This window comes from Candidatus Chlorohelix sp., assembly GCF_037138995.1.
Taxonomy (GTDB): Bacteria; Chloroflexota; Chloroflexia; order Chloroheliales; family Chloroheliaceae; genus Chlorohelix.
This window is the reverse complement of record NZ_JBAXHI010000029.1, coordinates 17,530-37,766: the sequence shown is the minus strand read 5'-3', so window position 1 is coordinate 37,766 and position 20,237 is coordinate 17,530. Positions and strand designations below refer to the sequence as shown.

Below are 20,237 nucleotides of genomic sequence, written 5' to 3'. Positions count from 1 at the left end.
TTGTTGTGGAGTAAGTTTGTTAGTATTGTATGGTATATTCTAACAAAGCATGTCGGGTAAGTCAAGTTTGATTTTGGGTTATTCCAGTCTAAAAAAAGGGGTAGGGAGGTAGAGCAGCTTACTTTTTCAATAGCTGTCGTTCACGTTAAACCAAACTTACATTGATAATAAAGCTACCCTGAAATATAATTTGCCCGTTGCGATTGGCAATTTCAAATGAAACTGAGATATAAATGGATTTATTACTGGTCGGAGCGGGGGGCTTTCTGGGCGCAAACGCTCGTTATGTTATTTCTGGCTATGCTGCCAACCGCTTCGGAACTGCTTTTCCCTATGGCACATTCTCCATCAATATTACAGGTAGCTTTATACTTGCGCTATTCTCGGCGGTGGCTTCGCGCTCGATATTGGCAGGAGTAGAGTATCGCTGGTTGGTGGCGGTGGGCTTCTGCGGAGGCTATACCACTTTTTCTACCTATACTTTCGAGACTTTGACTATGCTGCGAGAAAGAAATCTCCGTGTTTCGCTTTTGTTGTACTTGTTAGGCAGTTTCATAACCGGCTTGTTGAGCGCATTTGCCGGACTCTGGCTTGGTAATGCTTTTTAAGGATAAATAAAAGTGCAAAAATATCTGGCGGTAGGCGTAGGCGGCGCATTTGGCGCAATCGTGCGTTACATGATAAATGGCTGGTTTAAAGGCGAAGTGGGAAGTTTCCCGCTCGATACTTTCCTTATAAACCTATCCGGCAGCTTTGCGCTCGGTTTGTTTCTCACTCTCTTAACCCGGCGCAATTCCACACAAGCAGAATTGCGGTTGCTGGTTGGAACGGGCTTTATCGGGGCGTACACCACCTTTTCCAGCTTTACCAATGAAACGCTAAGCCTGCTACGCGCCGGAAACTGGCTAATAGGCTTGAGCTATTCGCTTGCCAGTCTTGCAGGTGGGATATTGTGTGTTTGGGTTGGTTATCTAGGCGCGGTTATGTTGGAGGATAGCTTCAAGAAAATAAAAACAGGCGGGCATGAAAGCAAAAGTGCCGATGAGAAAAAACCCCTTCCCGAAGGCAAGAACTAAGCCTGAAGCCCTACTTTAGTTTTCAATTCTGGTTAGTTGGATTGCGCCTGATACTTGCGGTTGCCAATTTAGCGCGTTGAAATTGGCAAGTGTACCTTTGAGCTTCTCCAGCGTCTCTGGTTCAAATTCGGTAGAACGGCGCACCTTCAAATCCATATACATTGCTACGCGCTCATCAATACAAGCTACCCTCTTTCTGGTCAGATTCACTATGTGGTGGATAAGGTGTATGCGTTTGCGGTCATAATTTACTAATCCGGTATGTAGCGCCACATGTTCCCCTAATCTTAGCTCGTTCAGGTAGCTAATAACTTGTTTTAGCGCGAAAAATCCCCGTTCACCCGAAGCAATTTTATCATCCGGTATTCCAATTAGTTTGAAAAATGGTTTGATGCCCATATTACCAACTCCGGTATAGTACATCACGTTCATATGACCGTTGGAGTCGATAAAATTTTCTGGAATAAGCAACTCATGGGTACGCGGTAAATTTAGCGCAACTTCGTAAAGCGCAAGCGGGTCGGCAGGCGGCATCATTATTGGAATTTCTCCTCCAAATATACATAGCAAGGCTTTGGGATTGCTTGTGAATGGTGCAAGCAATAGCGGAAGCATTATAACCAATATGCGCCGATTTCGCCCAAAGTTTCCGATATGAAAGTTACTCCAACTTACTAAACCTTTGCCAGAACCCTATTGACAACCTATTTTGTTGTGGTAAGATAGAAAGGAGTTAATTAACTAATCGGTCAATTAACAAAAGGAATGAAGGCTGATGGCAAGACCCGACACCAATTTTGAAGAAAAGAAGGCGCAACTTGCGCGGGTGGCAACCACCGTTTTTGCTAAGTATGGCTATGAAGGCTCTACCAATCGGCTGATTGCAAAAGAGATGGAGCAACAGACAGGTGCTTCTTTTACTCCAGCCCTCATTTATCATTACTATGCTGGCAAGGAAGATTTATTCAGAGCAGTGGTAAACCAGTTTCCACCACCGCAGAAGCTCAGTCAAGTTATTCAGGATAATTTAGATGCGCCACCTGAAATTTTACTGCGGCACATAGGGGTAACTTACTTAGAATTATTTGAAGACCCGCTTACTGCCAGTTTGATGAGGATGTTACTAACCGAAGTGCAAGCCAATCCCGAATTAGCGCATATTGTGGCGGAGCGGGTTGTGCCTTCGGTAGTGATGCCGTTTGCCCAATATATTATAAGGCAGGTAGCGCAAGGCAGGTTTAAATCTGATAATCCGGTGACTCTAATTTTCCAATTCTTCAGCCCACTTTTCCAGCGCGTATTGTTAAGTTCTTTAGGGTTCTTTGAAGTTTTTCCTATACAAATGCCTTCTCGTGAAGACTATGTAAACACACTGGTAGATGGATTTTTGCATGGAGTTTTGATTGAACAGAAAGGAGCATAATTTATGGTAAATGGCGTGGATGGACAACTTGCAGTAGAAATAAAGAGTCTTCGCAAGTCTTACGGAAAACTTGAAGCCCTCAAAGGCATCAACCTCAAGGTGGAGAAGGGTACAATTTTCGGTTTGCTAGGGGCAAACGGCGCGGGCAAATCCACAATGATTCGGATACTGGTAGGCTCATCGGATGCGAGTAGCGGAGAGGTAAAAGTGCTAGGGTTAAGCCCATTCCGCGATTCACACAAATTGCGTCATCGCATCGGCTATATGCCACAACTCCCCGCTCTGTACGATGACCTTTCTGCTTTTAGCAATGTGCAATTCTTCTGTTCGGCACATGGCATTGATAATCCTAAACAACGTGTGAAAAAAGTTCTGGAATTTACTAGTCTTACCGCTCGTCAGAATGATACAGTTATCGGCTTTTCAGGCGGAATGAAACAACGTCTTTCGTTAGCATGTGCTTTGGTTCACCAACCCGATGTGCTTTTTCTGGATGAGCCAACGGCGGGGGTTGACCCGAAACTGCGAGAACAATTCTGGAAGCATTTTAGGGAATTGGCACAGCAAGGTAAAACAATTTTCGTTAGCACACACATGATGGATGAGGCAATGCTGTGTGACAGGCTGGCGATTATGAATCAAGGGGTTGTGCTGGTGCAGGATACACCCAAAAATATAATGCAAATGGGACATAGTCAGGTACATGTGTGGAGTGGTGGGCATGAGCAAGTTTTTGCAATTGAGGATTACCGGGCGCAACTCCCGATTCTATTACGCAAATTTAACCTTGATAGCAGCGTTACGAAAATTGAGATTGAGGAAGACACCCTTGAAACCATAGTATTAAAGTTGCTTAAACAAACCACAGTTGAGGAATCGGAGAGAGAGGCTAACCATGTCTAGCGTTACTAAGGGAGGCAATGTTGGCGAAATGCGCCGCGCCAGTGGCAGATTCAGCGGGAAGCGTTTGGTCACTATCTCTCGGCGAGTGCTGCTTCAACTGAGGCATGACCGCCTTTTTCTGGCGTTATCTTTATTAGCACCAGTGATTATGGTTCTGTTCCTGAAAGTCTTTTTCGACAGCATGAAGGGTCCCGGTTTTGTGGTGAGCCACTTTATCGTGCCGATGGGAGCTTTCCTGATTCATTTCTTCACCTATATCCTGTGCGCCATTGCATTAGTACGCGAACGCGCCCATGAAACTCTCAGCCGTATGTTTGTTAACGGCTTCCGACGTGGAGAAATAATTCTGGGTTTTCTGCTGGCATACTCGCTGTTGGCTACGTTACAAAGCCTGATTGTATTGGCGCTGTTGGGCTGGCTCTTTGAATTAAGCTACGTCTTTGAAATATATGCCTCTATTTATCTGGTTATCTGGCTGCTGGCGGTAATCTCGGTTGCGCTGGGAATTTTCCTGTCCAATTTCGCCCATAGCGAGGCGCAAATGATACCAACCATCCCGTTGGTAATTCTGCCTTCAGTGTTTTTATCCGGGATTATCGTAGCGGTGGACAAGTTGCCGGATTGGGTGCAGCCTATCAGCCGCATCTCGCCCTTATATTACGCCAATAACGCGCTGCAAAAACTGATTCTCCCAAACGGTTCATTAGGTGACGATTGGGCTAGTCTGTTAGGGTTGCTGGCTTATGGGCTGATAGTGTTGATGTTAGGAAGCGTGACTCTCAAAGAGCGCGATTAGTATTTCGATAAGTTATGAATCAGGCTGGCTTATGCTTTATATGCTATCCAGCCTGAAGTCAGGAAAGCGTTGTAAAAGCGTTTTATATCGCTGAAACCGGCTTGTTCCAGCAGCTCCAAACTCACACTTTCTGGAGTAAATTGCCCATTGGCAATTGCGGTATTCACTACATTTTCAGCCTTTTCGACGCTTACCCCATTAAAGAGTTTGAAATTTCTCCAAGCATTCAACATTTCCTTGAAAGCCGAATCTGTTGTGTCTCCATGATGGCTGAGATAAATCAGGCTTCCTCCCGGTTTGATATGGCTGGCTACTGTTTTCAGTAAAGACAGCTTACCTGCTACATCCGGTATAAAATGCAGCACCAGAATCAAAGTAGCGGCATCATAGATTTCACCTTCCAATAGGGCATCGGCATAGCCTTGTACTAACCGCACCCTCTCACCCAAACCTTGATGTTCCACTCTAGCCTTCGCAATACTTATCATTTGCTCGGAAGGGTCAAAGCCGGTCATGCGCCAACCGGGCATTTTTGTACCAAAAGTAACAAGTTCCATTCCGGTTCCGCAACCCCCCACCAACAGGTTTGCATCAGTTGGCAACCTGTCTTTTAGTAGAGCCGTGACCATGCTAAAAATCTGCTCATATCCAAAAATTGACTGACGTACGAAAGTATCGTACACCTCTCCGTAGCCAGAGTTGAAATTAAACATTTTATCTGACATCTATATTTATCCTTAAATTACTAGGTAAAAGAAAAAGAGTGTAGATAGCACCAGTTGGGTGAAATGATTATATACGCTATCAAGCGGTTAATCAAAAGAAAGCCTTTTCAGGCTTCTCAAGGGTTCCAATCGAAAAATTCGGCTGATTTAATTTGCCCATGCCAATTTGATAACCTCGCTCTATTAAAGAAAGTCATTTAAGTGAAGCGATTTCAGGCAAAGGCTTTGTGTTCGCAAATAGGGAAGAACCTTCGCACAAAACAGTAGGAAAGGCAACTGCTCAAGCCTCTTGTAGGGCAGCATTAGTGCGGGTTCGTTATTACTTATGTCAAGGCAAAAATAGTGGGTTTATTGATTCAGTATAATCTTACTTATGATATAATATCTTATAATAATAATGACATAAAACGCTTGACTCACTCCTGATTACCTGTATAATCTATCACAATATAAGGGTAGTTAGGAAGAACATACTATATCCTGAACTGCTTATGGTTGAACCAAATCGTTGCTGAGGGGCAGCGAATTTCATTATTTATAAGAAATTACACTATTCAAAACCCAGTTCTGCACCGCGAAGCCGCACCTCCTCGACCTCAATGTGGAAGTCGAACTTGGGCAAGGAATTTCAGCAATACCCCCGCCCGTGTTAGCGTACAAAGTCAGTACGGAAATTTCAGCAACTGTGGCTTTAAGAATTATTTATTTAAACCCAGCCCTTTTTATCGGGGACTAAATAAAAGAACCTGAAGCGTTGCACGCTATATTCGTCTTACCTGCATTGCATTGAGGAGGATTTTAGGTATGAACAAACGTGATGAGGGGGATTGTAAGCCTCAATCTAACATTAGCTGTGAATTTTACTCTTCGGATTTAGCCCCGCTAGAACCTGTGCATCCCCCCACTCGCTCGGTTATACCAATAGCTTTTGCCGGACGCGCGGAAAAACCCGTTGAATTGGTCTCGAATATTGACCCTTTTTCACCGTTTAACAATTTCGAGCGTGAACATGATGCCTGCGCCCTGCTTGCGGTAGTCAACAAAACCGCGCATCCCACCCATAGCACTATCAGGCGAACCCTCGATGGGCTAATCAAGATGAGCCATCGCGCCGGCATGGTAAACGGCGAAGGCGATGGTTGCGGCATTATGATAGACCTGCCCCGCCAACTCTGGGAACAAAAGCTGGTTGAATCTGGGCAAGAATCTGTAATTGCTTACCGCGAAGATTTCTGGGTTGGTCATTTGATGATTGACCACAAAGCCGAGGAAGAGCAGGTTATTCGAGAGGTTTTGCGGCATTTTGAAAACGCCGGATTACGGGTACTTTATACCAAACACACCCAAGTAAACAGTGATGCGCTTGGTAAGTTGGGGCGAGCGGAAGAGCCTTTCCAGTGGCAACTTGCAGGCGTTTCTCAGTTCGGAGGCAACCTCTCGGATTTAGAGCGAACTCTGTTCAAAGTACAACTCCAAGCAGAGCTTAATCCCGCCATTTGCTTCTCCTCTCTCAGCAAGCACTCAGTAGTTTACAAAATTCGCGGTTCCGGCGATGCTCTTGAAAAGTATTTCCCTGAAATCGTAAATCCCAAAGTCACCTCAATCTCAGTAGTGGGTCATAGCCGCTATTGCACCAATACCCAAACAAGTTTCTTCCGGGTACAACCTTTCCCGGCTCTGGCGCATAACGGCGAAATCAACACGGTTGGGCGGTTGCAGCAGGAAGCGCGGATGCTCGGCGCACAACTTCCAATTGATGGCAGCGACTCGCAAGACCTAGACCGAACCATTGCCACCCTCATTCACGATTACGATTACAAGCTGCTGGAAGCGATGGAAATCGCCTTCCCGCCTATCGTGAACGAAATCAAGCAACTTGAACCCGATTTGCAAAACCTATACGTTTTCTTACGTCAAGCTTACGGACCCTTTGCACAAGGACCTGCGGGCATACTTAGCCGCCACAACGATGAATTGGTTTTCGCGGTGGATGCTTTGGGTTTGCGCCCGCTGTGGTTCGGTCAGATAGATGAAACCTACTTCTTCTCCAGCGAAAAAGGCGTGTTGTCAATTGAAGAAATGGTATATGACCCGAAACCGCTTGCTCCGGGAGAGAAAGTTTACGTACAGGTACGCGCTCACGGTGAGGAAAACCTGATTTGGTCTTACCCCCGTGTGCAACAAGAAGCTCTAAAACGTTTTAGCGCCCGTTTGGTAATCCCTAAAGATACCGCCAAGCTGATTCAGTTCTCGCAACCGCCCGCCATCTTGCCGGATGATGATACAGCCGTTCGTCTATTGCCCGAAAGCAAGATTGAGCATCCAGACGAAGTACGCACCGAGATTTTAATGTCGGCGTTGGGCTGGAGCGGCGATGACATGCACTATCTTGAGTTCTTGGCTGATACCGCTAACGAGCCGATTGGCTCATTGGGCTACGATGGACCACTAGCAGCCCTTAACAAAGAACAACGCAATATCGCGGACTTTTTCAAGGAAAACGTGGCGGTAGTTACCAACCCCGCAATAGACCGGGAACGCGAGATTGAACATTTTTCAACCCGTGTGGCATTAGGAGCGCGACCCTCGCTTTATGGCAACGCCGGATTACCGCGACCCGGCAGTGGTCCACTTCGGTTGGGCATCAACACCAAATTCAAGCCACGCCCAAGCCGCATGGTGGAGTTAAGTTGCCCTATCTTGCTAGGAGGACACGCCGGAAATGGTGCGCCTCTCTCGCCTGACCTCTATTGGGAGTCAGCCCGAGCCACTGAAACCTATCTGCTAGAAGAATTGGTCGAATTTGTAAGCCAAAACGGTTTCCGTCAGGAAGCCATTTGCATCATCAGCAGCGTTTATCACGAAGACGAAGAGCCTGCCGATGCAATACTGCGTATGCTTAACGAAGCCATAGTCGGAGTACGCAAAGGCGCAAAAATAGTAGTTGTGGATGATACCGAAGCCCTGAATGGCGAGGCTTTCTGGCTCGACCCTCATCTGGTAGTGGCTGCGCTAGACGAAGGGCTGCGAAATAACAAAGCGCCCCTACGTGAAGGCGAAAGCTTCCGCAACCTACGACGCGAAACCAGCATCATCATGCGTAGCGGCAACCTTCGCAACCTGCACGACATTATCCTAGCTTACGGAATGGGTGCGGATGCGGTTAGCCCTTACCTAATGATAGAAGTAGCCGCCTCCAAAGCAAAAATGGAGAGCGCGGAGCCTGAAACTCGCCAGAAGCTAATCCGCAAGCGCATAGAAAATCTGGTAGAAGGACTCAAGAAAGGTCTTGAGAAAGTCATCAGCACAATGGGTATCCATGAGTTGCGCGGATATGGTCGCCTGTTCCCAAGTATTGGGCTTGCCCCTGAAATTGCCCGCTACTTTAATACTCGTAACTTTGGCGGCTCCAACAAGGGAGGCTTTGGATGGGCTGCGATGAAAATCGACTCGGAAGCACGGCGGCAAATCTTGCGGGGCGATAAAGAATCCAAAATGGTGCGCGACTTCCATCTCTACCCGAAAGTTTGGAAGACAGCCGGACAGGTCGCCATAGGGCAAGCATCCTTTAACAAATACGAACAACAGGTACAGGCGTTAGAAGCGGAAGACCCAATCAGTATGCGGCATGTGCTGGACGTTGATTTCAGAAACGCTGCAGCGAACGAATTGACACCAGTTGACCCTAACGAAGTAGATATAACCATCGAGCGACATAACCTGCCGTTTGCCATCAGTTCAATGTCTTTCGGCTCACAGGGTGAAGTTGCCTACAAAGCCTATGCCAAAGCCGGAGAAACGCTGAATATGGTCACGCTCAATGGCGAAGGCGGCGAGATGAAAGAAATACTCGGTAGCTATTACAATACGCGAGGCGTACAGATAGCCAGCGGACGCTTTGGCGTAAACATTGAGTTGCTCAACTCGGCGCACTTACTCGAAATCAAAATCGGGCAAGGGGCAAAACCCGGTGAAGGCGGTCACCTACCCGGTTCTAAAGTAACCGAAAAGGTAGCGGCAGCCCGCAATGCTTCCAAAGGGGTTGACCTGATTTCACCCTCCAACAACCACGATATTTATAGCATCGAAGATTTGGCGCAATTTATCAGCGAGCTTAAAACCGCCAATCCAGATGCCAGAGTTGCGGTTAAAGTGCCAGTAGTGGCTAACATCGGCACTATTGCGGTTGGTATTGCCAAAGCCGGAGCCGACATCATCACTCTGAGCGGTTTCGATGGCGGCACCGGCGCGGCACGTACTCACGCCCTTAAGTATGTAGGCTTGCCTTCCGACGTGGGCGTGGTAGAAACCCACCGCGCACTGGTAGCTTCAGGCTTGCGCGAGCAGGTAGAAGTGTGGGTGGATGGTGGCATGAAAACCTCCAGCGACGTACTAAAAATGGTGTTGTTGGGCGCAAACCGGGTGGGCTTTGCTACTCTGGCAATGGTCGCAATTGGTTGTACCATCTGTCGTGGTTGCCAGAAAGATACCTGTCATGTCGGTATTGCCACTCAAATCGAGTCGGATGAAGAAGCTAAACAGCGCGGCTTGAAACGATTTGTGCCACAGGTGGAAGAACGCGCCGTCCAACAACTGGTTACATTCTTTACCGCAATGGGCGATGAGCTTAAAACTCAAGTGGCGCGGTTGGGCTATTACCGCTTGCAAGATTTGGTAGGGCGCAGCGATTTGTTGGTACAGGAACGGGCGCAAACCCTAGTGGATTGGACGGAAATGCTCAAGCCAATTCCAGCATGGGCTGAACGGCAAAAATCCGAAGCAGAAGAACGGGCAAGGCAACCCCGTATCTGTATGCCATGCGCGGCAGTGCCGGTTGCAGCTTACAGCGGAGATACCACTCGCCGGATTACCACCCATGTACGCGATATGATAATTGCCGAAACCAAAAATAACGGTCACTCGGAAAACGAGTTCCTCTATGAGGAGAACCATTTAGGCTCAGTAGATCGTTCAGTAGGTACGCACCTCGCCGGGGCATTAATCCGTGACGGTTTCGGAGCGGGTCCAAGTTTCGCCCATAACATTAGCTCTCGTGGACTCCACAACCTTAACGGGGTAAGCGATATTGAAGAGCCACGCATTGGCAAAGATGAAAAAGTTACGCTGATGCTCAACAGCGGTTCTATACCCGGCAATGGATTGGCAGCCTTTAACAGTCGTGCCGTAAAAGTAGTAGTACAGGGTGGGGCGCAGGATGGCGTAGGCAAAAGCTCATTGGGCGGCTCTATTGTAATCATGAAGGGCAAAAATCGCTGGGGCAAGCGCGTGGACGGCAGCGTCGGCAAAAGCTTTGCCTACGGCGCACAACGTGGGCTGTTTATTGTACAGGGCAACGCCGATAGCCGTTTCGGTATTCGCCTCTCCGGCGCAGATGTGATTATCGGTGGCGAACTATACGAAACGGTGGATGACAACCTCGGCTATATCGGCGCACGTAGCAATTTGAAGGGTTTTGCCTTTGAATATATGACCAACGGGCGTGCGCTGGTATTAGGCGACCCCGGTCCGTGGATTTGCAGCGGTATGACAGGCGGTACGGTTTATCTGCGCCTACAACCTGATATGGGTCTCGACCTTGCGGCTCTTAAACGGCGCATCGCCAAAGGTGCGAAAGTCGGCTTGAGTCGCCTCAATGACCGCGACAAGGTAAGTGTCCGCCAGTTATTGCAGTATTATTTCAAAGAACTGAAAACCAGCGGGCAATCGGAGGATGTAGAACGACTCTCCTTCCTTGAAGAATCGCCAGAGCAGCACTTCCTCAAGGTACAGCCTGTAAACATGCAAGTGGATCCTTCTATATCCACCGAATGATGCTATTTTCCAAAGGAAAAGCCAAGAAGCCCCCTGTTTTCAGGCGAAGGGCTTCTTTTTTTGCGGCGCTTCAACCAATCACCCGCCGTTCAGGTAATATAATAATCGGGTAGTCATTACAAACCCCTGTTATTCCCAAACCAGTACAATCTTTTTGCCTTTTTGCACATTGATTAATCACGGGAGGTATGATAATCTTTCACTGGAATAATTTGCAAAATTTGGCAGGAACATTATGCGCTTTTATAGCTTAGCAATTTCAACTGAAAAAAGAACTACCAACCAGCAGCAAAACCAACCGAAAAAGAGGTCTGGTTAGCTTGCTTTGTCTTTAATAAAAAGCTAAGTTGCGTCAGATCTCAAGTGAGGTCTGGCGTTTTTGTTTTTAAACTATTTGGAGGAGATTTTATGGACTTGGGATTTTTCTTGCGCGGACTTTTAATTGGATTTTCCATAGCTGCATCAGTTGGACCAATTTGGGTATTGGTAATGCGACGAACGCTGGCTTACGGTAGTTTGCCCGGATTGGTTTCGGGGATGGGGGTTGCCACTGCCGATGGGCTTTACGGAGCAATCGGCGGTTTTGGGCTTACTTTTGTATCAAGCCTGCTGGTGGAACAAAGCCTTTGGCTCCGCCTTATTGGAGGCGGATTTATGTGCTATCTTGGTATTAAAATAGGGCTTTCTGCCCCAGTTGCGCGAGAAGCGAAGGATAGCGGTGGAAAGCTATCCAGACTTTACATTTCTACTTTCTTGCTAACTTTAACCAACCCAATGACTATCATTTCTTTTGCGGTAATACTAGCAGGGCTAGGAGCGGGTAGTACCAACGGGAATTATCTAGCAACATTAATACTTATACTTGGGGTGTTCTGTGGCTCATCAGTGTGGTGGGTGGTCATGACATCATTACTAGGCATGCTGCATAAAAAGATTACGCCTAGAATAATGCGCTGGATTAACTGGATTTCTGGATTCATCATTTTCGCTTTTGGGGTTGTAGCCTTGCTAACCCTACTACAATAATGCTTTGGAACATTTATTGAATTAGGGTTTTCCTGTTTCGGTGTAAAAAAGGTATGCCTCGCCTACAAAAAGCTATTTGTGTTTTTGCATAAAACGTGGAGTCAGGCGTTCTAGCAATCTTTGTTTGCGAAACGTTAAAAGGGTTTGCATATAGGCTTGCCATGCGCCGCTTACTTCTGTTTCCGGCGCATGCTCCAATGTTGTAACCTGAGCTTCTCCTTGCCTACTATAGCGGTCTCGCACATATCGGCTGGTAAGTTGCTCTAGCGAGTTTGAAGCTTCCGGCAAATAGCTAGATAGAAAGCGTGAATATTCGTATGGAGTCATAGTTTGGCGGTTGGGCAATCCGGCTTTGCGGGCTGTAATCAGCAAACGCGCATATACGGCACGCGGCGAAGTATCATTTAGTACGAATTGTCGCCGATACCATAGCTTGAACCCGAAATATATTGCAGCGGTAGCAATCAACAAAGTTACAATTAGATATACCCAGAATGGAATCTGAAAACTATCCTGAGTACCTTGAGCGTTTGCCACTGTGGAAGTTGAACCCGAATTAGCCGAACCGGTAGGATTAGGCGCAGCGGTAGTTGCAGCAGGGGCAAGCGATGTCGCTGTAGGCGTGGGAGCAACTGTTACTTCGGGCGTAGGGGTTGGCAGGGGCGATACCGAAGCAGGGTCGGCAGGACGAACAATTGGGCTATAAGCCGGAGTAGGCTCAAAGTTAACCCAGCCAATCCCGGAAAAGAACACTTGAGGCCATGCGTGTGACGCAGAAGCCCGCACCAAATATCCGCCGTTCTGTTTATCCGCTTCACCACCGACAAAACCTGTAACCACACGCGAAGGTACGCCTACCGAGCGCATCATAACGGTGAAAGCAGTGGAGAAATGAACGCAATAGCCTTCCTTACTGTCAAACAGCAGGTAATCTACCGCATCGCGCCCCTCTGGCGTGAATCCAGATTGAAGATTGTATTTAAGAGTGCGAAGGTAAGCTTCAATCGCTTTCGCCTTATCGTAATCATTGGTTTTTCCGGCGGTAAGTTGTTTCGCCAAATCTTTCACACGCTGCGGTACAGTATTTGGCAATGGCAGGTAGCGCTCTTTAACCCAATCAGGATATTGTGGGTCAATTGCAGTTCTACCGCGTGTGGCTGGAGTAGTGGTGGAAACAGTGCGTAAGGCTTGCTCGTCAGCCCTGTAACGCAATGCGACTGTACGATAGCTATCACCACTGCTTGGTACTACCGAAGCGGTTACTGCCAGCAAATCATCATAATTCGGCTGATAACCTTCATACGCTAAAAAATTCGGCACACCGTTAGCTATCGAATAATCTGCTTTAGAAGGAAAAGGCGCTTTTACAAGTAGGTCTAATTCTGCCTTTATATCCTTACTGATTGAGGTAGTTTCAAAATCTTGTCGGGTAGCACCTGAAGTGGACTGACCAAAAGAAAAGACTCCATTTCCACGCGCTATAAGTGGATACTCAATATCGCCGATGGTATTATCGGCGCGTTTCGCCCAGACATGTGTAAAGTTTGGACTTTCCGCGCCATCTAGCCGAATAATCCAGTTTCCGCTTTGTAATTGGATTGTTCCGTCCGTTAGCCGTTTTGCAGTACCATTATTAAAAACCCCACCGATACCGACTCTAATTGTCGCATCCTCGCCAATTGGACGCACTTCTATAAATCCGGGCATGGTGTTTGCATCTCGCAACAACCGCACCAACGGCAATAAATCGGGCGGTATCGGTTTATTGGTGATAGTATCTACCAACAAAATCCGGGCGCGTCCGTTCACATCCTTGCCCACTTCTTTGGACTGGATTTGAGTGAGATTGGCGCGTATAACAGTTTTCTCCCAGTGGAAAGCTAACAAAGTATTGCGATTGGTGCTTACCGTATCGCCTCCGGTAAAAAGCGTTCCGATACCCGATTGAAGCGGCACAATATCCAGCGTATTCTCAAAACGTCCGGTATAGGGACTGGTTGGTAGGCGTTGGTCAACACCCAGCGAAAGTTGCGGGAAAATTAATTCCTTACTATCTGGCACATCCTGATAGGTAGCAATCCAGCCTTTTCCATCATATTGATCCATTACTGCTGCTTGCAGATATGAAGGGTCAGTGCCTTTAACCCGCAATATCGGGTCATTACTGAGGTAAATCGGTCCGCCGATAGTAAAGGACTTATTAAAGGTATTAAACCCGGTATTAAGTCGCCCAACCCGCTTTTCTCCCCCGTTAGGCGCAGAAAAGAAGCTATTCACCCCGTTCTGGATGTTCTGGAAAGGCGCAGATACCTGCTCAAAGATATTTTGTAGCGGTTTAAACTCGGTGCTGTTAGGCGCGGCGAAAGCAATTGCCAACAACAGAAAAGTAATAGTAAAGCCCAAACCCAGCGTCCAATATAGAATACCGGGTTTCACATATAAGCGAGAGCGACTCCAGCGTTCGTGATTCTCAAAAACGTTGAAACGAATCACTAGAAACAACGCAGCAATCAAAAAAATGGCAAAATTGACAAGGGCATTGGGCGGGTTATAAGCTAGGTTAAGTAGCAACACCACCAGCGGTGGGCTGATAGACCACCACACCGTATGACGACGAAACAACATCCAAGCTGAAATATAAGCCAACGCCCATGAAAGAAAAGCGAGTCCTACCAAACCTACCAGTTCATCAGAGATGTTGCGCCCCTGAAAAGCCGAAGCTAACCAACGCGCTACCCTCTGAACCGCATTACCCATTTTGTAATACCACTCATCAAAACGTTGGTCGGTATATGGGAAGATTAGCAAACCTACCAGCACCAAACCCACGCTCAACATGAACGAGTGCGCCAGTATAGCTGGTACAAAACGAGTGCGGGCAAGCACGAAGCCAACCGCAAACCCTAGCAATGCAGTAGTTGATAATATCTCGCTACCGGCGACCCAGTGGGCTGTTTGTAGCGACCATACTACTGTCATTACCGCCAGCAAGAGCAGCACAAAACTAAGCCAGCCCTCTTCAAGATGTAACCGTCTTAGCCAACTGGTACTGAGTTTTTCGCGAACTACTGCCATTATTTATCGCCTTATTCCAGCCATGTCCGAATTCAGCGCCATACCAATATCATCACCGCGCTTGAGCAAGTAGAGCGGCACATTCATTGCTGCCAACGAACCTACCGCCAGCATAGAGCCTTCCACCTGTGCGCCGAATGTGCGTGGTTCTAACAATACCACCGCTACTTTTGAGCCTCTCCTCAAAAGCAAAGGCAGTAGATTTAACCAACTTTCATTGAGCGAAGGAGTAATCAGTATGAGAGTGTCACTGCTACGGGTACGGGTAACTTCTGCTGCCAGAAATTGCCCGAACTCGGTACTACCTTGCGCTCGGACTATCGCCAGCGCTTCCATAATCTTCCAGAACTGTCGCACACCCCTATCAGGCGGTAACACAGTGTGTTCTTGACCCCAAGCCAACAAACCAACGCTTCGGTTATTATCCAAATAATAACGTACCAACGTAGCGGCTGCCGTAACTGCATATTCTTCGGTGCTGTCAATAGAACGACTACTAACTGATGCAAGTTTCGCCCCATGCACTGCCCCGCTACTGGAACGGTCAATCACCCAGTGAACTGAAGCGTCCATATCCAGAAATATCTGCACGTTTACGGTTGGGTCAAATTCAAATTCTTTTACAATCAGCTTATTCTGGCGTGCGCTTGAACGCCAATGAATCCGATTGAGGCTGTCACCGGGGCGATAGTCGCGCAACCCGCTAATATCTGGGGTAACGTGGTAACTAGTTTGGCTGATTGGGTTGCCACCCGGCAACAAACCCATCAACGCTTCAAATTTGTTGATGTCAAAAGTGGCTGGATACACGGTCATAAACCGAGTATTCTTAAACTCACGGTTGAAGCGAAACAATCCAAAAGGGTCGCCCGCCGTAACCTTGATAGGACCAAGCCGATAACGCCCACGCAACACACAAAGGGTACGAGCCTTCCAACGCACTACCCCTAGAGGGCGTAAATTCTGCACACAATTGGGATAATGGTTTGGTAATTCCGAACTGTCGTGTAGCTCCAACCAAAGTTTAGGCAGAATCCCTTTGTTGCGAAGCGTGACCAATTCCTCAAAGCTATTGCCAACTTGCGCCCGTTCACTGGGGCTAGTGCGGGTGATTTCCAGCCACCGCAAACTCAACTTTGCCCATACCAAGCTGAAGACTAATATCCCAAGCAGCGTATAAGCCAAGATAGAGAGTAAGCGAAAATTAATTGCCTGCGCCGCAAAAAGAATCAGGACAATTGCCAGAACAAATCGGAAAACTTTCACAGCTATTTTCCAACTCTGGTACCTGGTACCAGCACTCGGCGTAAAATCTCATCAATTACAGAAGTTCCGGTCACATTCTTCATTCGGGCGCTGGGACTCATAATCAGACGATGCGCCAGCGTAATACTTGCCACCGCTTTCACATCATCCGGTATTACATAGTTGCGCTCATCTAAAAGCGCCCGCGCCTGAGACCCACGATACAACGCAAGGCTACCGCGAGGACTAGCTCCAAGATAAACATCTTCGTGCTTGCGGGTTGCTTCTACAATTGCCACAATATACTGCTTTACCAATTCATCAACGTACACTTCACGAACTGCCGCCTGTGCCGCTACAATCTCCTGTGAACTTACCACCTGCCCTAGATTTTCGAGCGGATGTGTCATTTGCTGACGACTGAGAATTTCAATCTCATCCTTTGCTGCGGGATAGCCCAAAGAGATGCGAATCATGAAACGATCTAACTGTGCTTCCGGCAATGGAAAAGTGCCTTCATATTCGATGGGGTTCTGGGTTGCCAACACAATAAAGGGTTCAGCCAACGGATAGGTTATACCGTCAACCGTCACTTGTCGTTCTTCCATTGACTCCAGCAAAGCAGATTGAGTTTTGGGCGTAGCGCGGTTGATTTCGTCCGCCAGCACAATTTGAGACAGTATTGGACCGGGCTTAAATTCAAATTCGCCCGTTTTCTGGTTGTAAATCGAAATACCCGTTATATCGCTTGGGAGCAAGTCAGGGGTAAACTGAATACGCTTGAAGGTACAGCCCAAAGAACGGGAAATAGCTTTTGCCAAAGCAGTCTTGCCCACACCGGGGACATCTTCAATAAGAATATGCCCTCGACACAATAACGCCAAAAGGGTCAATTCTACTTCCCGATGCTTGCCAATAATAACTTTCTCAACATTGGCAATAACTCGCTGGGCTACCTGTAATGCTACGGTCATGCAATAACTCCTTCTATACAGATACCAATATATTATACCATACGAGTTTTGAACCTCTTATTCCAACGTAAGAATTTATAGCGGTTAGCCCAAAAGAAAACCGCCAAGAGAGTCTTAATCCGGTGGCAACTTAAACTACTGACGGTGTTTACGCCACTGTCAGCATTCCTTAGAATATTTATTTACCAATGATATTTAGAAAATGCTCAGATAAGATACTATCGGTGTTGAGTTTAGAAGAGATAAAGTGACCGCGCCGGGACTCGAACCCGGGACCCACTGATTAAAAGTCAGTTGCTCTACCAACTGAGCTACGCGGTCAAAAAGTGAAGCCGATTATACTTCTTGATAGAGCATATGTCAAACGTTCTAGTAGCAATAACCAGAGCGATTCAGAGAATAATATTTTTTACAATTGCCGAACTCAAAATATGGGCAACCTGTAAAATTACAGAAGTAGTAGCAAGCTCAAATTGTTAAACACTGAAACGCCCTGTTAACGGGACATTTTGGCGTTAGGACGGTTGCATTGGAGAGCTAATCTGAAGTAAAATAGCTAATTAAACAAACTATTGGAAGAAGTGGGCATTCACGGCTTCTTACTCCGCCGTAAAAGCCTTTCGTTTTTGGTATTACTATGAGACTCATGATAAGACAAAACCCGATTATTTTCTTGCTTGTTGGCTTAATATGCTTGTTGTTACTGGTAGCCTGTAGTGATGAAGTAACCCAATCCTCTTCGGCAATCTCTACAACTATTGTTCCTACCACTCAAGCTGTTGTCAATATAACTCCCGTTGCAACCATTGTAGCTGCCACTTTACCCATTCTTACTCAAACTACAGTTGCTGCATCCACTACGCCACCGGTGTCCAAACCTAACACGACCGCTACAACGGCGGTGACTACCCTTTCAGTGGCGGGTGGGACTGCGGTTGAGCGTGGCAAAAATCTATTTATACTGGTAGGCTGTGCCGCTTGTCACGGGCAGACTGCTCGGGGCGCTTACGGCCCAAAAATAGCTGCTACAAAATTAAGCTACACCGAAGTTTTAATGCAAGTACGCAACCCTAGACCTTCCACCGTCAATTCAATGATTCCTTTTCGGCAAGAAGAATTACCCGATTCTCAAGTAGCGGATATTTACGCTTTCCTGCAAAGCCTAAACTAATTTAAGGCAAAATCCCCGATTCTGTAGTAAAATCAGGGCGGTTATTACTTGAAACGATTGAGGCGTAAATTCTATGCCTTTATATAGGTGTCTGCCCTATGGTTGCAACTGGCGAAAAAAAACCCGAATCACTTCCACCCCAAACGCTTCCGCCTCCTAGAAATAGACGGCTTGGGATAATAGCAGGTGTAGTAACATTATTATGTCTAGGAATTTTAGCGGTGGTAGGGGTTCTGAGCGGCAGCAATAATTCTCAACCCCAAAGCTCCAGTCCCACCGCCTTGCCTAGCATTTCAGCTGCGAGCATTGTTAGCAGTAACCAGCCCGCTCAAAAGATTTGTGACCTGCTGATAGATTCTAAAGACCCGAACAGCCTTTTTCTGGCTACTAGCGTGGGTTTGAAGAAAAGCAGCGATGGTGGCAAAAGTTGGCAAGATGTGGGTGATGCGTTGCGGAGCGTAGCAGTATTGAGTGTAGCAATGGATTCTGATGACCCGCTGCGTCCCTTATATGCTGCAACCGATGGCAAAGGGCTTTTCAAAAGTAGTGATGGCGGAAAAAGCTGGCAAAATTTGGGGCTGGCAGGTCGTTCGCTGGTAAAAGTTATTGCCCGCAACAACAACTTGTTGGTAGCTGCTAACGGCGCTTTGAATGGGGTTTATTTAAGCAGTGATGGCGGCAACAACTGGATACCTTCCACCGCAGGTAGTTTTCCCACTACCACGAATATTACCGCAATTGTGCTTGACCCGAACGTAAACCAGTATCTTTACATGACGACTTCCTATGCGCCAAATAAAAAAGCCGAAGATTGGAGTCGCGTGAAGATTTCGCGAGATGGAGGGGTTAGTTGGAACGCACTTGGCGACTGGTCGGAAATCACCACTACCCCTGACCCACGCAGTACACTGCGAGTTTTGCTGGCAGCCCCCGGCGAAAGAGTATATGCGGGAAATGGTGACAGGTTGTACCGTCTTACCCCTGACCGTAAAAATTGGGTGCAAGTTGGTAACGGGTTGCCGGAGCGTGGGGTTTATGCGCTTGCTTCCGATGCCCAAAGACGCGGAGTGGTTTATGCGGCTACCCGTACTGGCATTTATCGCAACAGCGATGGTACACGCTGGGTTAAGCTTACCGAGGGCGCTGGTATTACGCTAACCGGAGATAGTCTTGGCTTGCCTTCCTCCAACCTTTTGATAAATCCTTTGCTGCTGACTATGGTTTCGCCCACTCGCGCGGCGGATGCCGTTTACAATAATTCGCTGCTGTTCGCCCTCAATAGTGACGGCAAGCTGCTACGCTACGATAGCAAAGATTTTGGCAACGGGCAGTATGCCAATATTATTACCGATGGCTCGGTTATTGCCGATTTTTCCCTATACGGTGGTGTGAATCCGGCAGCGCGAGTTGCTACACCCGACTCGGCTGTTACCGATACCACCCGGTTGTACTTTACCGAAACCGGGCATTATATCTCCGGCGGCTTTAAGAATTTCTGGGAGCGCAATAAGGGGCGCACTATCTATGGCTTGCCTATCACCGAAGAATTTAGCGAATTCGACCAACAGCAAAGCATTCGCCGTACAGTGCAATATTATGAGCGCGGCAAGCTGGAATTTCTGCCCAATCAACCTCCCGGTCAGGAAATCAAGGTGGCATTACTAGGCAAAGAGGCGCAAGCAGGGAAGTATATTGTGCCGTCTCGTTTTGTAGCTACCACCAATCAACTTGTTTATTTTGATGTAACCCAACACACTCTTAAGGGGGCTTTCAAGATTTTCTGGGATAGTAACGGCGGGTTAGCAGTGTTTGGCTACCCTATTACCGAAGAAATCGAGGAGAAGGGTGCAGATGGCAAAACGGTTTTGGTACAATATTTTGAGCGTACCAAGTTTCAGATTATTAATTCTACCGTTTCGCTTGCCCCATTAGGCGTTCAGGTGTTACAGGCGCGGGGCTGGCTTCCCAAATCCTGAATTTCAGAAAAAGGA

General features: G+C 47.3%; 14 protein-coding genes and 1 tRNA gene. 9 read left to right on the top strand and 6 right to left on the bottom strand.

All coding sequences use genetic code 11. From position 1 onward, the window contains the following. The first annotated feature begins 233 nt into the window (after positions 1–233). A complete protein-coding gene (crcB, locus tag WCK19_RS13165; RefSeq protein ID WP_342397846.1) occupies positions 234–608 on the top strand; it encodes a fluoride efflux transporter CrcB in 375 nt (124 codons plus the stop codon). 12 nt (positions 609–620) lie between these two features. Then, the gene (gene crcB, locus WCK19_RS13160; protein WP_342397845.1) at positions 621–1,076 is read left to right on the top strand and encodes a fluoride efflux transporter CrcB; all 456 of its coding nucleotides are present in this window, start codon (positions 621–623) and stop codon (positions 1,074–1,076) included. Between the two features lie 15 nt (positions 1,077–1,091). Here crcB (WCK19_RS13160) and WCK19_RS13155 read toward each other — a convergent pair whose 3' ends face one another. After that, entirely contained in the window at positions 1,092–1,613 is a 522-nt protein-coding gene (locus WCK19_RS13155; RefSeq protein WP_342397844.1) for a thioesterase family protein, read from the bottom strand. 238 nt (positions 1,614–1,851) lie between these two features. On the opposite strand from WCK19_RS13155, the gene WCK19_RS13150 reads away from it, so the two are divergent. Genes WCK19_RS13150 through WCK19_RS13140 form a run of 3 tightly spaced genes read left to right on the top strand, consistent with a single transcriptional unit; the run spans position 1,852 to position 4,198 of the window. After that, a complete protein-coding gene (locus WCK19_RS13150; protein ID WP_342397843.1) occupies positions 1,852–2,499 on the top strand; it encodes a TetR/AcrR family transcriptional regulator in 648 nt (215 codons plus the stop codon). 3 nt (positions 2,500–2,502) lie between these two features. Next, positions 2,503–3,402, top strand: a complete 900-nt coding sequence (locus WCK19_RS13145; protein ID WP_342397842.1) for an ABC transporter ATP-binding protein — start codon at positions 2,503–2,505, stop codon at positions 3,400–3,402. Beyond that, positions 3,395–4,198, top strand: a complete 804-nt coding sequence (locus WCK19_RS13140; protein ID WP_342397841.1) for an ABC transporter permease — start codon at positions 3,395–3,397, stop codon at positions 4,196–4,198. The genes WCK19_RS13145 and WCK19_RS13140 overlap by 8 nt, the downstream gene beginning before the upstream one ends. Before the next feature lie 29 nt (positions 4,199–4,227). On the opposite strand, the gene WCK19_RS13135 is transcribed toward WCK19_RS13140, so the two are convergent. Next, entirely contained in the window at positions 4,228–4,923 is a 696-nt protein-coding gene (locus WCK19_RS13135; RefSeq protein WP_342397840.1) for a class I SAM-dependent methyltransferase, read from the bottom strand. 804 nt (positions 4,924–5,727) lie between these two features. On the opposite strand from WCK19_RS13135, the gene WCK19_RS13130 reads away from it, so the two are divergent. Together WCK19_RS13130 and WCK19_RS13125 are read left to right on the top strand one after the other, a co-directional pair. Further along, positions 5,728–10,755, top strand: coding sequence for a glutamate synthase-related protein (locus WCK19_RS13130; RefSeq protein ID WP_342397839.1), 5,028 nt, complete (start codon positions 5,728–5,730; stop codon positions 10,753–10,755). Between the two features lie 408 nt (positions 10,756–11,163). Then, positions 11,164–11,781: a LysE family transporter gene (locus WCK19_RS13125; RefSeq protein ID WP_342397838.1), complete on the top strand. Its 618-nt coding sequence runs from the start codon at positions 11,164–11,166 to the stop codon at positions 11,779–11,781. A gap of 72 nt (positions 11,782–11,853) precedes the next feature. Here the strand turns inward: WCK19_RS13125 and WCK19_RS13120 are convergent, their stop codons facing one another. The 4 genes from WCK19_RS13120 to WCK19_RS13105 all read right to left on the bottom strand — a co-directional run bounded on the left by WCK19_RS13120 (position 11,854) and on the right by WCK19_RS13105 (position 17,396). Then, positions 11,854–14,856 carry a transglutaminase domain-containing protein gene (locus WCK19_RS13120; RefSeq protein WP_342397837.1) on the bottom strand — a complete coding sequence of 1,001 codons (3,003 nt, stop codon included), beginning with the start codon at positions 14,854–14,856 and terminating at the stop codon, positions 11,854–11,856. A gap of 3 nt (positions 14,857–14,859) precedes the next feature. Continuing rightward, positions 14,860–16,122: a DUF58 domain-containing protein gene (locus WCK19_RS13115; RefSeq protein ID WP_342397836.1), complete on the bottom strand. Its 1,263-nt coding sequence runs from the start codon at positions 16,120–16,122 to the stop codon at positions 14,860–14,862. Positions 16,123–16,124: 2 nt separating this feature from the next. Beyond that, positions 16,125–17,075 carry a MoxR family ATPase gene (locus WCK19_RS13110; RefSeq protein ID WP_342397835.1) on the bottom strand — a complete coding sequence of 317 codons (951 nt, stop codon included), beginning with the start codon at positions 17,073–17,075 and terminating at the stop codon, positions 16,125–16,127. Between the two features lie 248 nt (positions 17,076–17,323). Then, a tRNA-Lys gene (locus WCK19_RS13105) sits at positions 17,324–17,396 on the bottom strand. A gap of 325 nt (positions 17,397–17,721) precedes the next feature. Here WCK19_RS13105 and WCK19_RS13100 point away from each other — a divergent pair. Both WCK19_RS13100 and WCK19_RS13095 read left to right on the top strand, forming a co-directional pair. Beyond that, positions 17,722–18,246: a cytochrome c gene (locus tag WCK19_RS13100; RefSeq protein WP_342397834.1), complete on the top strand. Its 525-nt coding sequence runs from the start codon at positions 17,722–17,724 to the stop codon at positions 18,244–18,246. 98 nt (positions 18,247–18,344) lie between these two features. Next, positions 18,345–20,222: a sialidase family protein gene (locus WCK19_RS13095; RefSeq protein ID WP_342397833.1), complete on the top strand. Its 1,878-nt coding sequence runs from the start codon at positions 18,345–18,347 to the stop codon at positions 20,220–20,222. Positions 20,223–20,237 lie beyond the last annotated feature (15 nt).

Coding starts and splice junctions, on each gene's coding strand:
- WCK19_RS13155 (WP_342397844.1), bottom strand. CDS start 1,613: ATGATGCCGCCTGCCGACCCGCTTGCGCTTTACGAAGTTGCGCTAAAT.
- WCK19_RS13135 (WP_342397840.1), bottom strand. CDS start 4,923: ATGTCAGATAAAATGTTTAATTTCAACTCTGGCTACGGAGAGGTGTAC.
- WCK19_RS13110 (WP_342397835.1), bottom strand. CDS start 17,075: ATGACCGTAGCATTACAGGTAGCCCAGCGAGTTATTGCCAATGTTGAG.
- WCK19_RS13120 (WP_342397837.1), bottom strand. CDS start 14,856: ATGGCAGTAGTTCGCGAAAAACTCAGTACCAGTTGGCTAAGACGGTTA.
- WCK19_RS13100 (WP_342397834.1), top strand. CDS start 17,722: ATGATAAGACAAAACCCGATTATTTTCTTGCTTGTTGGCTTAATATGC.
- WCK19_RS13150 (WP_342397843.1), top strand. CDS start 1,852: ATGGCAAGACCCGACACCAATTTTGAAGAAAAGAAGGCGCAACTTGCG.
- crcB (WP_342397846.1), top strand. CDS start 234: ATGGATTTATTACTGGTCGGAGCGGGGGGCTTTCTGGGCGCAAACGCT.
- WCK19_RS13140 (WP_342397841.1), top strand. CDS start 3,395: ATGTCTAGCGTTACTAAGGGAGGCAATGTTGGCGAAATGCGCCGCGCC.
- WCK19_RS13095 (WP_342397833.1), top strand. CDS start 18,345: ATGGTTGCAACTGGCGAAAAAAAACCCGAATCACTTCCACCCCAAACG.
- WCK19_RS13130 (WP_342397839.1), top strand. CDS start 5,728: ATGAACAAACGTGATGAGGGGGATTGTAAGCCTCAATCTAACATTAGC.
- WCK19_RS13125 (WP_342397838.1), top strand. CDS start 11,164: ATGGACTTGGGATTTTTCTTGCGCGGACTTTTAATTGGATTTTCCATA.
- WCK19_RS13145 (WP_342397842.1), top strand. CDS start 2,503: ATGGTAAATGGCGTGGATGGACAACTTGCAGTAGAAATAAAGAGTCTT.